This is a genomic window from Streptomyces sp. NPDC001549 (assembly GCF_042894025.1).
In the GTDB taxonomy this organism is placed as follows: Bacteria; Actinomycetota; Actinomycetes; order Streptomycetales; family Streptomycetaceae; genus Streptomyces; species Streptomyces kutzneri.
On the sequence record NZ_JBIAVJ010000022.1, the window covers coordinates 1 to 17,408 of the forward strand.

The window sequence follows — 17,408 nt, forward strand, 5'->3', positions numbered from 1 at the left end:
ACGCCCGGTTACATTCCGAACCCGGAAGCTAAGCCTTTCAGCGCCGATGGTACTGCAGGGGGGACCCTGTGGGAGAGTAGGACGCCGCCGAACAATCATTGCGGAAGCCCCGCACCAGCCCTTACGGGCTCGGTGCGGGGCTTTTCTGCGTTCAGGACACGTGTGCGGACTCCTGTAGGGTCAGGGGGCATCGAACGACCGATTTCTACAGTCACAGTGGAGGCCCCCGGGTGGAGGTCCAGGAGACTCGGGTTCAGACTGACCGAATTTTCACCATTCCGAACATCCTGAGCATGGCTCGCCTGGCCGGCGTGCCCCTGTTCTTGTGGCTCATCCTCGCGGAGTACGACGGGTGGGCCCTGGCCGTCCTCATGCTCAGCGGGATCAGCGACTACCTCGACGGGAAGCTCGCACGGCGCTGGAATCAGATCAGCAAGCTCGGCCGGCTGCTCGATCCTGCCGCGGACCGGCTCTACATCCTGTCGACGCTCTTCGGTCTGACTTATCGCGAGCTTCTGCCGCTGTGGCTCACCGGAGCGTTGCTCGCGCGCGAGCTGATGTTGCTGGTCATGGTGTGGATCCTGCGCCGTCACGGATATCCGCCGCCGCAGGTCAACTTCCTCGGCAAGGCCGCCACCTTCAACCTGATGTACGCGTTTCCCTTGCTCCTGCTCAGTGACGGAAGCGGCTGGTTGGCCTGGTTGGCCGCAGTTTTCGGATGGGCGTTCGCTGTATGGGGTACAACCCTCTACTGGTGGGCAGGAATCCTTTACGTGGTTCAAGTCCGCCGTCTGGTGAAGGCTGACTCCACGGCCGATTGAGCCCGCCCGGCGCCGGATGACGCGGAGGAGTTGCGGAGTCACCGACCGAGACGGGTGAGGGTCGGCACGACTGTCGTCTCCCAAGGAGGACTCTTCCGACATGAAGGCCGTCGTGATGGCCGGTGGCGAGGGCACGCGTCTTCGCCCCATGACCTCGAGCATGCCCAAGCCGCTCCTGCCGGTGGCCAACCGGCCGATCATGGAGCATGTCCTCAGGCTGCTCAAGCGGCATGGGCTCAGCGAGACCGTGGTCACCGTGCAGTTCCTGGCGTCACTCGTCAAGAACTATTTCGGGGATGGCGAAGAGCTCGGAATGGAGCTCACCTACGCCCATGAGGAGAAGCCACTCGGGACCGCCGGCAGTGTGAAGAATGCCGAGGAGGCCCTGAAGGACGATGCCTTCGTCGTCATTTCCGGCGATGCGCTCACCGACTTCGACCTCACCGATCTGATCCGCTTCCACAAGGAGAAGGGCGCCCTCGTCACGGTGTGCCTGACCCGGGTGCCGAACCCGCTGGAATTCGGCATCACGATCGTGGACGAGGAGGGCAAGGTCGAGCGGTTCCTGGAGAAGCCGACCTGGGGGCAGGTGTTCTCGGACACCGTCAACACCGGCATCTACGTCATGGAGCCCGAGGTCTTCAATTACGTGGATCCGGACGTCTCCGTCGACTGGTCCGGTGATGTCTTCCCACAGCTGATGAAGGAAGGCCGGCCCATCTACGGCTATGTCGCCGAGGGCTACTGGGAGGACGTCGGTACGCACGAGAGCTACGTCAAGGCGCAGGCCGACGTGCTCGAGGGCAAGGTCCAGGTCGAGATGGACGGCTTCGAGATCTCACCCGGGGTCTGGATTGCCGAAGGGGCCGAGGTGAGTCCCGACGCGGTGCTGCGCGGGCCGCTGTACATCGGCGACTACGCCAAGGTCGAAGCCGGCGCCGAGATCCGCGAGCACACCGTCATCGGGTCGAACGTCGTCGTGAAGAGCGGGGCTTTCCTGCACCGGGCCGTCGTCCACGACAACGTGTACATCGGGCCCCACAGCAATCTCCGCGGCTGCGTCATCGGCAAGAACACCGACATCATGCGGGCCGCACGGATCGAGGACGGGGCCGTCATCGGCGACGAGTGCCTCATCGGTGAGGAATCGATCGTTCAGGGGAACGTACGGATCTACCCCTTCAAGACCATCGAGGCCGGCGCCGTCGTCAACGAATCGGTGATCTGGGAGTCCCGCGGCCAGGCGCACCTGTTCGGCGCGCGTGGGGTCTCCGGGATCCTGAACGTGGAGATCACTCCCGAGGTGGTGGTCCGGCTCGCCGGCGCGTATGCCACGACCCTGAAGAAGGGGGCGACCGTCACCACGGCCCGTGACCACTCGCGAGGCGCCAGGGCGCTCAAGCGGGCCGTGATCTCCGCGCTCCAGGCCAGCGCCATCAACGTACGGGACCTGGAGAACGTACCGCTGCCGGTGGCGCGGCAGCAGACCGCGCGCGGCAGCGCCGGCGGGATCGTGCTGCGGACCTCGCCGGGTGTGCCGGACTCCGTGGACATCATGTTCCTGGACGAGCGGGGAGCGGACCTCTCGCTCCAGGGGCAGCGCAAGCTGGACCGGGTGTACGCGCGCCAGGAGTACCGGCGGGCGTTCCCCGGGGAGATCGGAGACCTGCAGTTCCCGGGCAGTGTCTTCGACGCCTACACCGGCTCGCTGCTGCGGCGGGTGGACACCACCGGCATCGCCGACGCCGGGCTCAAGGTGGTCGTGGACGCCTCGAACGGAAGCGCGGGGCTCGTTCTGCCCAGCTTGCTGGGCCGGCTCGGTGTGGACGCGCTGACGATCAATCCAGGGCTCGACGAGTCCCGGCCGACGGAGACCAGGGAGTCCCGGCGGGCCGGGCTGGTGCGGCTGGGGGAGATCGTGGCCTCGGCGCGGGCGGCCTTCGGCGTGCGGTTCGACCCGGTGGGCGAGCGGATCTCCCTGGTGGACGAGCGCGGGCGGATCATCGAGGACGACCGGGCGCTGCTGGTGATGCTCGACCTGGTCGCCGCGGAGAAGCGCAGCGGCAAGGTCGCGCTGCCGGTGACCACGACGAGGGTGGCCGAGCAGGTGGCGGCCTACCACGGTACGCAGGTCGAGTGGACGACGACCTCGCCCGACGACCTGACCCGGGTGGGGCGGGCGGAGAGCACGATCTTCGGCGGAGACGGCCGGGGCGGTTTCATCGTTCCGGAGTTCAGCAGCGTCTTCGACGGCTCGGCGGCCTTCGTGCAGCTGCTCGGGCTGGTGGCGCGTACACAGCTCACGCTGAGCCAGATCGACGCCCGGATTCCGCGGGCCCATGTGCTCAGGCGGGACGTTTCGACGCCGTGGGCGGTGAAGGGGCTCGTCATGCGGCGGGTTGTGGAGGCGGCCGGCGACCGGCAGGTGGACACCACCGACGGGGTGCGGGTGGTCGAGGCCGACGGACGGTGGGCGCTGGTCCTGCCGGACCCGGCGGAAGCGGTCACCCACCTGTGGGCCGAGGGGCCCGACGACGGCACCGCGCAAGCCCTGCTCGACGAGTGGGCGGCCGTCGTGGAGGGCGCCGGACAGTGAGTGCCGGGCGTGCGATGACGTAGGCGGAAGTCCGGTGGTCCGGGTGCGGAGAGTATCGGCCCGGACCACCGGATGGACGCATTGGGTGACTGCGCTGCCGACATGCGACGATGTGCGGCATGTCGCAGCCGCCCCACAACCGGACTCCGGCGTCACCTGTGCCCGCGCGCCCGGACGCTTCCATGTCGCTGCTGACGCACGTGATGGACCACAGTCTCGACGAGGGCTACGCGGAAGCCGCGGCCCGGCGCGAGGCGGAGGGTACGGCGGGTCTGCCGCGGACCCTCAAGGCCAAACTGGGACTCGCGGCCGGGCTCGTCGTGACCGCCATGGTCGTCACGCTCGGTGCGGCCGAGGCGCGGATAGCCGCGCCGGTGCTGGCCAAGGAGCGTCAGGAACTGATCGACCGGGTGGAGCGGGCGGATGACCGCGCGCACGGCCTGGAGCGTGACGTCGACCGCCTCAGGACCGATGTCGCGGCGCGCCAGCGTGCGGCGCTGAAGCAGCCCGGCGGGGGCCAGGGCGAGCTCGTGGCCCTGCTGGCGGGTGCCACGGAGGTCCGCGGGCCGGGGATCAAGCTGGTGGTGGACGACGCGAAGGGCGCTTCGTCGGGCGGCGGTGGCAAACCGCGCGAGAGCTCCGGTTTCTCGGACACCGGCCGGCTCCGCGACCGGGACATGCAGAAGATCGTCAACGGGCTCTGGCAGTCCGGGGCGGAGGCCATCTCCATCAACGGGCAGCGGCTGACGGAACTGTCGGCGATCAGAGCCGCGGGTGACGCGATACTGGTTGACAACAGGCCGCTGGTGCCGCCGTACGAAGTGCTGGCGGTGGGGGACAAGAAGCGGCTCGGCACGGCCTTCCAGGACTCGGCGGACGGACAGTACCTGCACGTGCTGCAGGAGAGCTACGGGATCCGTTACGCCCTGTCCCCGGCGGACGACCTGCGGCTGCCGGCCGCGTCGAGCCTGACCGTACGTACAGCTACACCGGCAGAGCAGCAGAAGGGTGCATCGTGATCGCGGTACTGGGCCTCTTGGCCGGAGTGGTGGCCGGACTTCTGGTCCGGCCCGAAGTGCCGGCCGTGGTGGAGCCATATCTGCCGATCGCCGTGGTGGCGGCGCTGGACGCGGTGTTCGGCGGCCTCCGCGCGATGCTGGACGGCATCTTCGTGGACAAGGTCTTCGTGGTGTCGTTCCTGTCGAACGTGGTCGTGGCCGCGCTGATCGTCTTCCTCGGTGACAAGCTCGGCGTCGGCTCGCAGCTGTCCACGGGTGTGGTCGTGGTCCTCGGTATCCGCATCTTCTCCAACGCCGCGGCCATCCGCCGGCACGTGTTCCGGGCGTGAGGCCGATGCGTACGAACGACAGCCCCGAGGAGCCGGGGGGCGCGGGCCGTCCGCCGGAGCCCCCGAAGTCTCCCGAGCCTCCGAAGTCTCCCGAGCCCCAGCAGGCTCCGGAGTCCGTGCGGCCGCCGCAGTCTTCGGAGCCCCCGCAGGCGCCGCAGCCCGCGCAGCCCTCGCCGTCGGCGGAGCCGTCGGAGCCGGCCGAGGAGGCTCCGGGGCAGCCGGAGGAGACCGGCCGCCAGCGGCTCGCGGCCGGGCTGTGGCCGCCGCGGGTGAGCCGGGCCCAACTGATCGTGGCGCTGCTGCTGTTCGTCCTGGGGCTGGGGCTGGCGATCCAAGTCCGCTCCAACAGCGACTCCAGCGCGCTGCGCGGGGCCCGTCAGGAGGACCTCGTACGGATCCTCGACGAGCTCGACGGGCGGACCAAGCGCCTGGAGGACGAGAAGCAGCAGCTGGAGGACCAGCGCAAGGAGCTGGAGAACAGCTCCAACCAGGCCGAGGAGGCCCGCAAGCAGACCATCGAGAAGGAACGCCAACTCGGCATCCTGGCCGGTACGGTGGCAGCCCAGGGGCCGGGCATCACGCTGAAGATCACGGATCCCACCGGTCAGGTGCAGTCCGACCAGCTGCTGGACACGCTTCAGGAGCTGCGGGCGGCGGGGGCCGAGGCGATCCAGATCAACGGGGTGCGCATCGTGGCGGGCTCGTACTTCTCGGACGAGAACGGCGGGGTCGCCATCGACGGTAAGAAGATCACACAACCCTATGAGTTCAGGGTGATCGGCAAGCCCCAGGATCTGGAGCCCGCGCTGAACATTCCGGGCGGTGTCGTCCAGACGCTGGAGAAGGAGCAGGCCACCGTCGCCGTCACACGGTCGGCGAAGATCGTTGTGGATGCCTTGCGGGCTGCGAAGCAGCCTGACTACGCTCGGTCGTCATCGTGATGAATCGGAGTGATGAGTGGAGCGTCCCACGCGGGCGGATGCCTGCGGGGGGTCGGCGCACCGAAGTCGCGGTGCGTGGTGGAAACTGTCTGGTGGTTACGGACGTTGTGAGAATGTCCGGGTCGGCAGGTGTCTGCATTCGGAGTTCGTCCTGCCCCACGGGCGGGTCTGTTTAGGTCAAGGGGAATCGCCCGTGAAGTTGTTTGAGAAGTTGTTCGGCAAGAAGAACCGTGAGGAAGGCGGCGCGGCACGGCACCGCGCCGGGCACGGGGACGTGGAAGGGCAGGGCGACCGGCCGCTCTTCCGCGACGAGGTCGCCGGAGCGGGTGATGTTTCCGGCGCCCCCGGCGCGTCGGCTGTTGACCCTGCTGGTACCGGACGCATAGGTTTCGGTGAACCATCAACCTCAAGTGCGGGTGGAGGGTTTGCCCCCGACCCGTATGCCACCAATGCATCCGCGGGGCATCCGCGGCGCGAGGAGCCGTCCATGTCGGCCGAGCAGATTTGCAGCAGGTGCGGACACCGCAGCGATGCGGCCAGTCGGTTCTGCTCGAACTGCGGTGCGCCGCTGCGGGCGGGTCTGACGCCGGAGCGTGCCTCGGAGACCACGTCCACGATCTCGATCTCGGGCCTCGAGGCCTACGAGGCCGAGGTGTCGGGACAACCGCACGTGTCGTCCTCCTCGCTGTCCCCCGAGGCGCAGGCCGCGGTGGAAGCGCTGCCCCCCGGTTCCGCTCTGCTCATCGTGCGGCGCGGTCCCAACTCCGGAAGCCGTTTCCTGCTGGACGGTGAGCTGACCACGGCCGGCCGCCACCCGCAGAGCGACATCTTCCTGGACGACGTCACCGTCTCCCGGCGCCATGTCGAGTTCCGCAGGAGCCAGGAGGGCGGCTTCACCGTCGCCGATGTCGGCAGCCTCAACGGCACGTACGTGAACCGTGAACCGATCGACTCCGTCGCCCTGCAGAACGGCGACGAGGTGCAGATCGGCAAGTACCGGCTGGTCTTCTACGCGAGCCTGCGGGGCATCTGACCCTTTTAGGGAAGGTTCCATGCTGCGTACCCCGACCGGCGGTGCCCCGCGAAGTGGCGCCGCCGGCACCGCCGGCCCGGCCGGGCGGCTGGTGAGCATCGGCACGGTGCTCACCACGCTGCGTGACGAGTTCCCCGAAGTCACCATCTCGAAGATCCGTTTTCTGGAGGCGGAGGGGCTCGTCGAGCCCCGGCGCACACCTTCGGGATACCGCAAGTTCAGCACCGACGACGTGGAGCGGCTGGCTCGGATCCTGCGGCTGCAGCGTGACCACTACCTGCCGCTCAAGGTCATCCGCGAGCAGCTCGACGCGCTCGCACGCGGGGAGCAGATCCGCATCCCGGGGCCCACCGCGCACGGGGACTCCGCCGATCCCGCCGGACCGGCGGCCGTCTACGGCGAAGTGGGGCGGGAGCGGCCCACCGTGGCCCGGGTGGGCCGGGCCGAGCTGCTCGCGGCCGCCGGGGTGGACGAGGTACAGCTGGTCGAGTGGGAGTCGTACGGGCTGCTGGCCGAGGGCACGGACGGCGGATTCGACGCCGGGGCGGTCACGGTGGCCCGGCTGGTGGCCGACCTGGGCCGGTTCGGGCTGGAGCCGCGGCACCTGCGTGCGATGAAGGCCGCAGCGGACCGCGAGGCGGGGCTGGTGGAGCAGGTCGTGGCACCGCTGCGCAGGCATCGCAATCCACAGACCAGGACTCATGCGGAGGCCACCCTGAAGGAGCTCGCGGGGCTTTCCGTACGGCTCCACGAGGCGCTCGTACAGACCGCTCTCGGGGTCCGGCTGCCCTGAGGTGGGGGGCCCGACTACCCAAACCTGCCGAGCAGGTCCTAGGGTTGCTGTGTGAACGAGCTCGACGTTGTGGGTGTCCGGGTGGAAATGCCCTCCAACCAACCGATCGTGCTCCTGCGTGAAGTGGGAGGCGACCGGTACCTCCCCATCTGGATCGGTCCAGGGGAGGCGACCGCCATTGCCTTCGCGCAGCAGGGGATGGCCCCTGCCCGACCGCTGACGCACGACCTGTTCAAGGACGTGCTGGAGGCGATCGGCGAGGAGCTCACCGAGGTCCGGATCACGGATCTGCGGGAGGGCGTCTTCTACGCGGAGCTCGTCTTCGCCAGCGGGGTCGAGGTGAGTGCGCGTCCTTCCGACGCCATAGCCCTCGCCCTGCGGACGGGGACGCCGATCTACGGCAGTGACGGCGTGCTGGACGACGCCGGAATCGCCATTCCGGACGAGCAGGAGGACGAGGTGGAGAAGTTCCGCGAGTTCCTCGACCAGATCTCACCGGAGGACTTCGGCACCGGCCCGCAGTGAGGTGTCGGCCGCGTCGTCCTCGGGGATCTTCAGGCCATTCGATTAGCCTTTCCCCGTAAAGGGATACGGGAAACCACTCTCAGGGTGATTATCACTCGGCGTGCCGAGTGTGGCGATCGTTGACGCACCCCTGGTGACTGCCTACCTTCAAGGTGGGCAGGTCAAGGACGGAGGGTCGGCGTGAGGATCACGGGCGACGGTACGACCGGGGGCACCCCCGCACGGAGTGAGGCTGGGCCGTACCCGCTGCGCGGCGGTGCGGTCGGGTCCGCGCGCCGTCAGCCGGAGTCGACGCCGGTCGGACCGGTGGGCGCAGACCCGGAGCCCGAGCAGATCGGATACCGCGGGCCGACGGCCTGCGCCGCGGCCGGCATCACCTACCGGCAGCTCGACTACTGGGCCCGGACCGGGCTGGTGGAGCCCAGCGTGCGGGCCGCCTACGGGGCCGGGACGCAGCGGCTCTACAGCTTCCGCGACGTCGTGGTCCTCAAGATCGTCAAGCGCTTCCTCGACACCGGGGTGGCGCTGCAGAACATCCGCACGGCGGTCCAGCACCTGCAGGACCGCGGGTTCTCGGACCTCGAACGGATGACTCTGATGAGCGACGGCGCCACCGTGTACGAGTGCACCTCCCCGGACCAGGTCGTGAGCCTGCTCCAGGGCGGGCAGGGCGTTTTCGGCATCGCCGTGGGCGTGGTGTGGCGCGACGTCGAGAGCGCGCTGTCGCAGCTGCACGGGGAGCGCGTGGACACCGGCGAGACCCTGGTGCGGCACAACCCGACGGACGAGCTGGCCGCCCGCCGCAACCGGGCCGTCTGACCCGGGCCGGGGCATTGTCAGTGGCGTAGGGCAGCATCGGGCTGTGAGAGCCGCGCCGACCATCCTGCACCTGGACATGGACGCCTTCTACGCCTCCGTGGAGCAGGCGTCGAAGCCGAGTCTGCGGGGCAAGGCCGTCATCGTCGGCGGCCTCGGGCCGCGCGGGGTCGTCGCCACGGCCTCGTACGAGGCCAGGCGGTTCGGGGTGCACTCCGCGATGCCGATGGGGCAGGCGCGGCGGCTCTGCCCGAACGGCGCGTACCTGATCCCCCGCTTCAGCCTCTACCGGCAGGTCAGCGACGTGGTGATGGCCATGCTGCGGGAACTGTCGCCCCTGGTGGAGCCCCTGAGCCTGGACGAGGCCTTCGTGGACCTGGAGGCGGGCGGGGTGGCCTTCGACTCGCGCAGCGCGCGGGAGACGGGGGAGCGGCTGCGGGCCGACATCCGGGCCGCCACGGGGCTCAGCGGGTCGGTGGGGCTGGCCGGGTCGAAGATGCTGGCCAAGGTGGCCTCCGAGGAGGCCAAGCCGGCCGGACTGCTGCTGATCGAGCCGGGGACCGAGCGCGAGCTGCTCGCGCCGATGTCGGTACGGACGCTGCCCGGGGTGGGGCCGGCCACGGGCGAGCACCTGCGCCGGGCCGGGATCACCACCGTGGGGGAGCTGGCGGAGGCCGGGGAGGACGAGCTGGTCCGGATGGTCGGCCGCGCGGCCGGTGCCGGGCTGTACCGGATGGCGCTCGGGCTGGACGACCGGCCGGTGGTCGCGGAGCGGGACGCGAAGTCGGTGTCGGTCGAGGACACCTTCGACGTGGACCTGCACGATCGGGTACGGATCCGCGGCGAGGTGCAGCGGCTCGCGGACCGGTGCGTGCAGCGGCTGCGGGGCTCGGGGCACTCGGGGCGCACGATCGTGCTCAAGGTGAGGCGGTACGACTTCTCCACGCTGACCCGGTCCGAGACCCTGCGGGGGCCCACGGACGACCCGGCGGTGGTGCGGGAGGCGGCGGCGCGGCTGCTGGAGGGCGTGGACACCACGGGCGGGGTGCGGCTGCTGGGAGTGGGGGTGAGCGGGCTGGCGGACTACACACAGGAGGACCTGTTCGCGCAGTCGCTCGCCGCTGAGCCGGACGGGGCGGGCGGGACTGACGGCTCGGACGGGGCTGACGGCATGGACAGGACGGACGGGGCCGGAGGGGAAGCGGTGGCGGCCGGTGCCGCCGAGGCGGCGGCCGAGGGTGCCCAGGAGGCCGCTGGGCCGCCCGGGGATCCGGAGCCGGCCCCCGAACGGCGCTGGACGGCCGGGAGCGACGTACGGCATGCCGTGTACGGGCCCGGATGGGTGCAGGGCAGCGGGGTCGGGCGGGTGACCGTGCGGTTCGAGCAGCCCGGATCGGAGCCCGGCCGGGTGCGGACCTTCCGGGTGGACGACCCCGAGCTGGAGCCGTCCGATCCGCTGCCGCTGGTGGGGGACGGCCCGGATCGGCAAGATCCGAAGGAGACGGACTAGCTCTCGTCGCCCGCCAGGCGGCCGAAGTCGCGGTGGAAGTCCGACGGCAGGGTCGTGTCCAGTCCGTAGTGGTGGTAGAGCTGCAGCTCCTGTTCGGGGGAGAGGTGGCGCCCGACACCGAAGTCCGGGGCGTCCCTGATGAGGGCGCGTTCGAAGGGCACCCGCAGGGTGTCACCCACCAGCTCGCTCGGCTCCAGCGGGACGAAGGCGTCCCGGCTGAAGAGCCCCGTCCGGACCGCGGCCCACTCCGGGACGCCCGTGGCATCGTCGAGGTAGACCTCGTCGATCGTGCCGATCTTGGTGCCATTGCGGTCGAACGCCTTGCGGCCGATCAGGCTGCGCGGATCGATGTCGGTCTGCACGGTCCCTCCAAAAGGTCGCAACTGCTCCGTAATGACTACAGAAGTGCATATCCGCAGCGGAGGCCACTCGGGGAGGGTCCAGATCCTCGCTGGTACCCTGGTGAACGGCTGTCGACCCTGTGCGGGAGAGTCCTCCGAGTGAACAAGACGGAGGCGCCGAAGGAGCAAATCCTCCCCGGAATCTCTCAGGCATACGTACCGCACGGACGAGGCCACTCTGGAAAGCAGGGCGGGTACCGGGCGCGCAGTGCCGGTCCCCCTCCTCACCGACGGTGAAAGCCGGAACTCTCGGGAGACCCCCGTGACTCCGGTGAAACTCTCAGGTGCAGATGACAGAGGGGGAGGCCGTCCGGGTGCCAGCGCCGTGGTGCCCCTCGCAGGTCATACGACCAGGAGGCCTCCGTACATGACCGCCAACCGCATTCCGCTCTCCCAGCTGGAGCGAGGCATCCCCTTCGAACAGCGCCACATCGGCCCGGATGCCGAGGCGCAGGCGAAGATGCTCGCCCAGGTGGGCTACGGCTCCCTGGACGAACTGACCGCTGCCGCGGTCCCGGATGTGATCAAGACCGCCGAGGCGCTCGACCTGCCCGAGGCGCGCACCGAGGCCGAGGTGCTGGCCGAGCTGCGCTCGCTCGCCGACCGCAACCAGGTCCTCTCGCCGATGATCGGTCTCGGCTACTACGGGACCTTCACGCCGCCGGTGATCCTCCGCAACGTCATGGAGAACCCGGCCTGGTACACGGCGTACACGCCCTACCAGCCGGAGATCTCCCAGGGCCGCCTCGAAGCACTCCTGAACTTCCAGACGGTCGTCGCCGAGCTGACCGGGCTGCCGACCTCGGGCGCCTCGCTGCTCGACGAGGGCACCGCGGCGGCCGAGGCCATGACCCTGGCCCGCCGCGTGGGCAAGTCCAAGGGCAACCTCTTCCTGGTGGACGCCGACGCGCTGCCGCAGACCATCGCCGTCATCGAGACCCGCGCCGAGCCGATCGGCATCGAGGTCGTCGTCGCCGACCTGTCCGCCGGAATCCCGGCCGAGATCGCCGAGCGCGGCATCTACGGTGTCCTGGTCCAGTACCCGGGTGCCTCCGGTGCCGTCCGGGACATCAAGCCCGTCATCGACCAGGCGCACGAGCTCGGCGCCGTCGTCGCCGTCGCCGCGGACCTGCTCGCGCTGACCCTGCTCACCTCCCCGGGTGCGCTCGGCGCGGACATCGCCGTCGGCACCACCCAGCGCTTCGGCGTCCCGATGGGCTTCGGCGGACCGCACGCCGGTTACATGGCCGTCCAGGACAAGCACGCCCGCTCCCTGCCCGGCCGCCTCGTCGGCGTCTCCGTGGACGCGGACGGCAACAAGGCCTACCGCCTCGCGCTGCAGACCCGTGAGCAGCACATCCGCCGTGAGAAGGCCACCAGCAACATCTGTACCGCGCAGGTGCTGCTCGCCGTCATGGCCGGCATGTACGCCGTCTACCACGGCCCGGACGGCCTGCGGACGATCGCGAGCCGTACCCACCGCTACGCCACCCTGCTCGCCGCCGGTCTGACGGCCGGCGGGGTCGAGATCGTGCACGGCTCGTACTTCGACACGATCACCGCCCGCGTGCCGGGCCGTGCCGCCGAGGTCGCCGCCGCCGCCCGCGAGGGCGGGGTCAACCTGTTCCAGGTCGACGCCGACCTCGTCTCCGTCGCCTGTGACGAGACCACCCTGCGCGCCGACATCGAGGCCGTCTGGGCCGCCTTCGGTGTCACCGCAGACATTGCGGCGCTGGACGCGACCACGGCCGACACGCTGCCCGAGAGCCTGCTGCGCTCGGACGCGTACCTGACGCACCCGGTCTTCCACCAGCACCGCTCCGAGACCGCGATGCTGCGCTACCTGCGCAAGCTCTCGGACAAGGACTACGCGCTGGACCGCGGCATGATCCCGCTGGGCTCCTGCACCATGAAGCTCAACGCGACCACCGAGATGGAGCCGGTGACCTGGCCCGAATTCGGTCAGCTGCACCCCTTCGCGCCGGTGGAGCAGGCCGAGGGCTACCTCACGCTCATCAACGAGCTGGAGGAACGTCTCTGCGAGGTGACCGGCTACGACAAGGTCTCCATCCAGCCGAACGCCGGCTCCCAGGGTGAGCTCGCCGGCCTGCTGGCCGTCCGCGCCTATCACCGGGCGAACGGCGACGAGCAGCGCACCGTCTGCCTGATCCCGTCCTCCGCGCACGGCACCAACGCCGCCAGCGCCGTGATGGCCGGCATGAAGGTCGTCGTCGTCAAGACCGCCGACGACGGCGAGGTGGACGCGGCCGACCTGCGCGCCAAGATCGAGCAGCACCGCGACGAGCTCGCCGTGCTGATGATCACGTACCCCTCGACGCACGGTGTGTTCGAGGAGCACGTTGCCGACATCTGCGCCCAGGTGCACGAGGCCGGCGGCCAGGTCTACGTCGACGGTGCCAACCTGAACGCCCTGGTGGGCCTGGCCAAGCCGGGTCACTTCGGCGGCGACGTCTCGCACCTGAACCTGCACAAGACCTTCTGCATCCCGCACGGCGGCGGCGGTCCGGGCGTCGGCCCGGTCGGTGTCCGGGCGCACCTGGCCCCGTACCTGCCGAACCACCCGCTCCAGCCGACCGCTGGCCCGGAGACGGGCGTCGGCCCGATCTCGGCCGCTCCGTGGGGTTCGGCGGGCATCCTGCCGATCTCGTGGTCGTACGTGCGCCTGATGGGCGGCGAGGGCCTCAAGCGCGCCACCCAGGTGGCGGTGCTCGGTGCCAACTACATCGCCAAGCGTCTGGAGCCGCACTACCCGGTGCTCTACACCGGCCCGGGCAACCTGGTCGCGCACGAGTGCATCATCGACCTGCGGCCGCTGTCGAAGGCCACGGGCGTGAGCGTGGACGACATCGCCAAGCGTCTGATCGACTACGGCTTCCACGCGCCGACCATGTCCTTCCCGGTCGCCGGCACGCTGATGATCGAGCCGACGGAGTCCGAGGACCTCGCCGAGATCGACCGCTTCTGCGACGCGATGATCGCCATCCGCGGCGAGATCGAGCGGGTCGCGGGCGGCGAGTGGCCGGTGGACGACAACCCGCTGGCGAACTCCCCGCACACCGCTGCGGCGCTGGGCGGCGAGTGGAACCACCCGTACACCCGGGACGAGGCCGTCTTCCCGGGCGGGGTCACGGCCGCCGAGAAGTACTGGCCGCCGGTGCGCCGCATCGACGGTGCGTTCGGTGACCGGAACCTGGTGTGCTCCTGCCCGCCGCTGGACGAGTACGACGCCTGAGGTGTTCCGTGTCGTACGACCGCCGTATGACGGTCGTACGACATGAACAAGGGGCCGGTCCGGGAGAGTCTCCCTGACCGGCCCCTTCGTCGTTCGCTACGGTCGGCCGGACCGCTCGATCGCCTGGGCCCTGGTGGCCTAGGCCGCCGCGAGCGGGCGGTGCGGGGCGATGATCTGGCCGTCCGGCAGCAGTTCGCCGGTGTCCTCGAAGAGCAGGACGCCATTGCACAGCAGGCTCCAGCCCTGCTCCGGGTGGTTGGCCACCGGGCGCGCGGCCTCCCGGTCGGCGGATTCGGCTGACGGGCAGGCTGGCTGGTGCTGGCACATGGATGCGTTCTTTCGCTGCGGTGTGGTCTGTGTGCTACGGCTCGATGCGTGATTCATGGCCGTCCCCCTGGGTCATCCCCGCACCCGCGGGGAGAGTGTCATCAGTCTTCCCCCATGACAGCCGCTTCGCAGGTATTTCCCGGCAGCTGTCCTCACAGATTGATGACGCATCACTCGTGCGGGCGGTTCAGGCCAACTCCCCTGTCATTTCGGATGGTTCGCAAGTGGCCCGGGTGGACTAGGCCGAATGGGTGATTTGGGTCAGGCGGCGGGCGCGGCCAGGGAGGGAGGCGCCGCCGTCGGCGCCGGGGTCAGCCGGCGGGTCAGTACGGGCAGCAGCTCGGAGACCGGATGCGGCCGGTACGCGGCGATGCCGGGCGGGGCCGGGGCGAGGGGCACCAGCAGGTCCTCGCCGGCCGGCAGTCCGGCGGCGGCGTCGGCGCCCACCGCCCCGTGCAGCCACAAGGTCAGCATGTAGAGCTCCGGAACCGACAGCAGCCGCGGCTGGTAGCCGGTGGTGAGGGATTCCGCCTGGCGCAGGGCGCGTTCGGTGGCCGCGACATAGGGGCCCTCGAAGAAATGGGAGAAGACCCAGCCGTCGTGAGTCAGCCGGGTGTCGGCCGCCGCGATGTAGCGGTCCCCGCTGCGGATCAGGAACCGCCAGCCCGTGAGCCGGGTACGCGGCGGCCTGCCGCCGGCCGCGAGGTTGGACATGCCCAGCCGGTCGAGGACGTGGACCGGAAGCGGGAGTTCGGCGGTCAGCGGCCCCTGGTTCGCGCGCAGGGCCGGGGTGTGCGCCTCGTGGACGGCGGTGGGGGAACCGAGTGCCGCGAGGACGCTGCGCAGGGCGGGCGCGGGAGCCGGAGGGACATGCAGCGGCATGGTGGGTCGCCTCTCACTTGGGAGACCGGTGGAACGGGGGCAGGTGCGGACTCGCATTCTGGGGCCAGAGGGGGGCCGAGGGGCAATGGCCGCGCGCCAACTCTCTGCCTCGTTTGCGGAGTTTATACGACATGTGTTCACGCAGTGTTTCGGCTAGCTGTCCCGCCTATTGCCGGCAAGGCGCTTACCGGACCCGCTGACATGGCATTCATGCCGGATGCGCGCGAACATGTCGCGCTGACCTCGGAGGTTACCGGACGGGGGCTCGGCTGGAAAGCGTCGGTTATCCGAACGAGGCAAAGTCTAAGCGGAATTTGCATACCGCGACTTGCCACGTGAATGTGCCGAAGCGCCCTTCGGCCAAACCGGCGCGCGCTCGTCGTCACGCACGCCCCCCGCGCGTTATGGATCACGCTGCCGGGGCATCATCGACCGTAACGCGCGCCTGGGTGTACTGGGCCAGGCCCACTCGAGGAGGGACACTTCGATGGGGGAGAAGGTCGTGGCAGGCGGATTCGACCTGTCCGATCGGCAGCGGTATCGAAGGAAGCTCCACGAGTGTCTGGAGGGACTGGAGCGGCTCCTGGCGGAGAAGAGGTTCGATCGCCCGAAGAACATGATGGGACTGGAGATCGAGCTGAATCTCGCGGGTGCCGACGGGTTGCCGAGAATGCTGAATGCGCAGGTGCTGGAGCGGATTGCGAGCCCCGATTTCCAGACCGAGCTGGGAATGTTCAATCTGGAGGTGAACGTCCTTCCGCACCGGCTCGGCGGCCGGGTTTTCGACCAGCTCGCCGAGGAACTCAGCGCGGGGCTGGGCTATGCCCACCGGCAGGCCGCGGAGATCGACGCCGGAGTGGTGATGATCGGTATTCTGCCGACGATCACCCGCGCGGACCTGGTCACCGCGAACCTTTCGGCGGTGGACCGCTACTCGCTGCTCAACGAGCAGATCCTGATGATGCGCGGGGAGGACTTCACGCTCGACATCGACGGCGTCGAACGGCTGATCTGGACCTCCGGGTCGATCGTGCCGGAGGCCGCCTGCACCTCCGTACAACTGCATCTGCAGGTGACCCCGGCCCGGTTCTCGGCGGTGTGGAACGCGGCGCAGGCGGTGGCCGCGGTGCAGATAGCCGTCGGCGCCAACTCGCCCTTCCTGTTCGGGCGCGAGCTGTGGCGGGAGTCGCGGCCGCCGCTGTTCACGCAGGCCACCGACACCCGGCCGCCCGAGCTCCAGGCCCAGGGCGTGCGGCCGCGCACCTGGTTCGGGGAGCGGTGGGTGGACTCGGCGTACGAGCTCTTCGCCGAGAACGTCCGCTACTTCCCCGCCCTGTTGCCGATATGCGACGAGGAGGAGCCGCTGCGGGTGCTCGCCGAGGGCGGGGTACCGGGGCTGCAGGAACTGGTGCTGCACAACGGCACCGTCTACCGGTGGAACCGGCCCGTGTACGGGGTCGCCGACGGGGTGCCGCACCTGCGGGTGGAGAACCGGGTGCTGCCGGCCGGGCCGACGGTCGCCGACGTCGTCGCCAATGCCGCCTTCTACTACGGGCTCGTACGCACCCTCGCGGACGAACCGCGCCCGGTGTGGACCCGGCTGCCCTTCGCCGAGGCGGAGGCGAACTTCGACGCGGCCTGCCGGTACGGGATCGACGCGCGGCTGCGGTGGCCGCGCCGGGGCCGGGCCGGGGGGCTGGCGAGCGTGCCCGCCGTGCGGCTGGTCCTGGACGAGCTGCTGCCGATGGCGGCGGCGGGGCTGGACGCCTGGGGCATCGAGCCCGCGGACCGGGACCACTACCTCGGCATCATCGAGGAGCGCTGCCGGCGCCGGGTGAACGGGGCGACCTGGCAGGTGGACACCTACCACCGGGCGCTCGCCGCCGGACGGGAACGGGACGAGGCGCTGGCCGCGACGACCCGGCGGTACACCGAGCTGATGCACAAGGGCGACCCGGTGCACACCTGGCCGGTCGGGCTGACGGAGGAGGTGAGCGTCCCGGCGCCCGTCGTGCGCTGACCGGCCGCGGGGCGGGCCGCCCCCACCCGCCCGCCCGCCGGGCCCGCCCCCCGGGCCCGCCCGCCGCCCGTCGCCGTCCGCCGTCCGCCGTCCGCCGTCCGCCGTCCGCCGTCATCCGACGTCCGCCGTCATCCGCCGTCAT

The 17,408-nt window shown here is 70.1% G+C and carries 15 protein-coding genes, 1 rRNA gene and 1 riboswitch; of the genes, 13 read left to right on the forward strand and 3 right to left on the reverse strand.

All coding sequences use genetic code 11. The annotated features are described in order from the left end of the window. The 11 genes from rrf to ACFY04_RS30040 all read left to right on the forward strand — a co-directional run. A 5S ribosomal RNA gene (rrf, locus tag ACFY04_RS29990) occupies window positions 1-93 on the forward strand; the annotation flags it as partial. Between the two features lie 137 nt (window positions 94-230). After that, entirely contained in the window at window positions 231-821 is a 591-nt protein-coding gene (locus tag ACFY04_RS29995; RefSeq protein WP_327261436.1) for a CDP-alcohol phosphatidyltransferase family protein, read from the forward strand. A 100-nt stretch (window positions 822-921) separates the two neighbouring features. Continuing rightward, a complete protein-coding gene (locus ACFY04_RS30000) occupies window positions 922-3,417 on the forward strand; it encodes a sugar phosphate nucleotidyltransferase (protein WP_389121460.1) in 2,496 nt (831 codons plus the stop codon). Window positions 3,418-3,527: 110 nt separating this feature from the next. Then, a complete protein-coding gene (locus ACFY04_RS30005) occupies window positions 3,528-4,436 on the forward strand; it encodes a DUF881 domain-containing protein (RefSeq protein ID WP_314251318.1) in 909 nt (302 codons plus the stop codon). Then, window positions 4,433-4,765 (forward strand): small basic family protein, encoded by a 333-nt coding sequence (locus tag ACFY04_RS30010; protein WP_030010496.1) that lies wholly within the window; start codon window positions 4,433-4,435, stop codon window positions 4,763-4,765. The genes ACFY04_RS30005 and ACFY04_RS30010 overlap by 4 nt, the downstream gene beginning before the upstream one ends. A gap of 5 nt (window positions 4,766-4,770) precedes the next feature. After that, window positions 4,771-5,706 (forward strand): DUF881 domain-containing protein, encoded by a 936-nt coding sequence (locus ACFY04_RS30015; protein ID WP_389121462.1) that lies wholly within the window; start codon window positions 4,771-4,773, stop codon window positions 5,704-5,706. Between the two features lie 85 nt (window positions 5,707-5,791). Next, window positions 5,792-6,739: an FHA domain-containing protein gene (locus ACFY04_RS30020; protein WP_301374854.1), complete on the forward strand. Its 948-nt coding sequence runs from the start codon at window positions 5,792-5,794 to the stop codon at window positions 6,737-6,739. A 19-nt stretch (window positions 6,740-6,758) separates the two neighbouring features. Continuing rightward, window positions 6,759-7,532 carry a MerR family transcriptional regulator gene (locus ACFY04_RS30025; RefSeq protein WP_389121465.1) on the forward strand — a complete coding sequence of 258 codons (774 nt, stop codon included), beginning with the start codon at window positions 6,759-6,761 and terminating at the stop codon, window positions 7,530-7,532. 51 nt (window positions 7,533-7,583) lie between these two features. After that, entirely contained in the window at window positions 7,584-8,057 is a 474-nt protein-coding gene (locus tag ACFY04_RS30030; RefSeq protein ID WP_030009777.1) for a bifunctional nuclease family protein, read from the forward strand. Window positions 8,058-8,237: 180 nt separating this feature from the next. After that, window positions 8,238-8,876 (forward strand): MerR family transcriptional regulator, encoded by a 639-nt coding sequence (locus ACFY04_RS30035; protein ID WP_389121467.1) that lies wholly within the window; start codon window positions 8,238-8,240, stop codon window positions 8,874-8,876. Between the two features lie 43 nt (window positions 8,877-8,919). Then, the gene (locus ACFY04_RS30040; RefSeq protein ID WP_389121469.1) at window positions 8,920-10,383 is read left to right on the forward strand and encodes a DNA polymerase IV; all 1,464 of its coding nucleotides are present in this window, start codon (window positions 8,920-8,922) and stop codon (window positions 10,381-10,383) included. Here the strand turns inward: ACFY04_RS30040 and ACFY04_RS30045 are convergent. Next, window positions 10,380-10,745 (reverse strand): PRC-barrel domain-containing protein, encoded by a 366-nt coding sequence (locus ACFY04_RS30045; RefSeq protein ID WP_052873034.1) that lies wholly within the window; start codon window positions 10,743-10,745, stop codon window positions 10,380-10,382. The two genes, ACFY04_RS30040 and ACFY04_RS30045, sit on opposite strands and share 4 nt — an antisense overlap. Window positions 10,746-10,857: 112 nt before the next feature. Beyond that, window positions 10,858-10,956, forward strand: a riboswitch (glycine riboswitch). Window positions 10,957-11,151: 195 nt separating this feature from the next. On the opposite strand from ACFY04_RS30045, the gene gcvP reads away from it, so the two are divergent. Further along, window positions 11,152-14,037 carry an aminomethyl-transferring glycine dehydrogenase gene (gcvP, locus tag ACFY04_RS30050; protein ID WP_389121472.1) on the forward strand — a complete coding sequence of 962 codons (2,886 nt, stop codon included), beginning with the start codon at window positions 11,152-11,154 and terminating at the stop codon, window positions 14,035-14,037. A 138-nt stretch (window positions 14,038-14,175) separates the two neighbouring features. Here gcvP and ACFY04_RS30055 read toward each other — a convergent pair whose 3' ends face one another. Next, on the reverse strand, window positions 14,176-14,364 hold the full coding sequence (locus tag ACFY04_RS30055) for a DUF5999 family protein (protein WP_030009772.1): 189 nt from the start codon (window positions 14,362-14,364) through the stop codon (window positions 14,176-14,178). Window positions 14,365-14,625: 261 nt separating this feature from the next. After that, window positions 14,626-15,246: a hypothetical protein gene (locus ACFY04_RS30060; RefSeq protein ID WP_389121475.1), complete on the reverse strand. Its 621-nt coding sequence runs from the start codon at window positions 15,244-15,246 to the stop codon at window positions 14,626-14,628. A 487-nt stretch (window positions 15,247-15,733) separates the two neighbouring features. Between ACFY04_RS30060 and ACFY04_RS30065 the strand changes: the two genes are divergently transcribed. Next, window positions 15,734-17,266 carry a glutamate-cysteine ligase family protein gene (locus ACFY04_RS30065; protein ID WP_389121476.1) on the forward strand — a complete coding sequence of 511 codons (1,533 nt, stop codon included), beginning with the start codon at window positions 15,734-15,736 and terminating at the stop codon, window positions 17,264-17,266. Window positions 17,267-17,408 lie beyond the last annotated feature (142 nt).

What these genes read in the sequence shown, in the direction of transcription:
- ACFY04_RS30005 (WP_314251318.1), top strand. Translation starts at nt 3,528, where the DNA reads ATGTGCGGCATGTCGCAGCCGCCCCACAACCGGACTCCGGCGTCACCT.
- ACFY04_RS30015 (WP_389121462.1), top strand. Translation starts at nt 4,771, where the DNA reads ATGCGTACGAACGACAGCCCCGAGGAGCCGGGGGGCGCGGGCCGTCCG.
- ACFY04_RS30000 (WP_389121460.1), top strand. Translation starts at nt 922, where the DNA reads ATGAAGGCCGTCGTGATGGCCGGTGGCGAGGGCACGCGTCTTCGCCCC.
- ACFY04_RS30025 (WP_389121465.1), top strand. Translation starts at nt 6,759, where the DNA reads ATGCTGCGTACCCCGACCGGCGGTGCCCCGCGAAGTGGCGCCGCCGGC.
- ACFY04_RS30055 (WP_030009772.1), bottom strand. Translation starts at nt 14,364, where the DNA reads ATGTGCCAGCACCAGCCAGCCTGCCCGTCAGCCGAATCCGCCGACCGG.
- gcvP (WP_389121472.1), top strand. Translation starts at nt 11,152, where the DNA reads ATGACCGCCAACCGCATTCCGCTCTCCCAGCTGGAGCGAGGCATCCCC.
- ACFY04_RS30065 (WP_389121476.1), top strand. Translation starts at nt 15,734, where the DNA reads ATGGGGGAGAAGGTCGTGGCAGGCGGATTCGACCTGTCCGATCGGCAG.
- ACFY04_RS30060 (WP_389121475.1), bottom strand. Translation starts at nt 15,246, where the DNA reads ATGCCGCTGCATGTCCCTCCGGCTCCCGCGCCCGCCCTGCGCAGCGTC.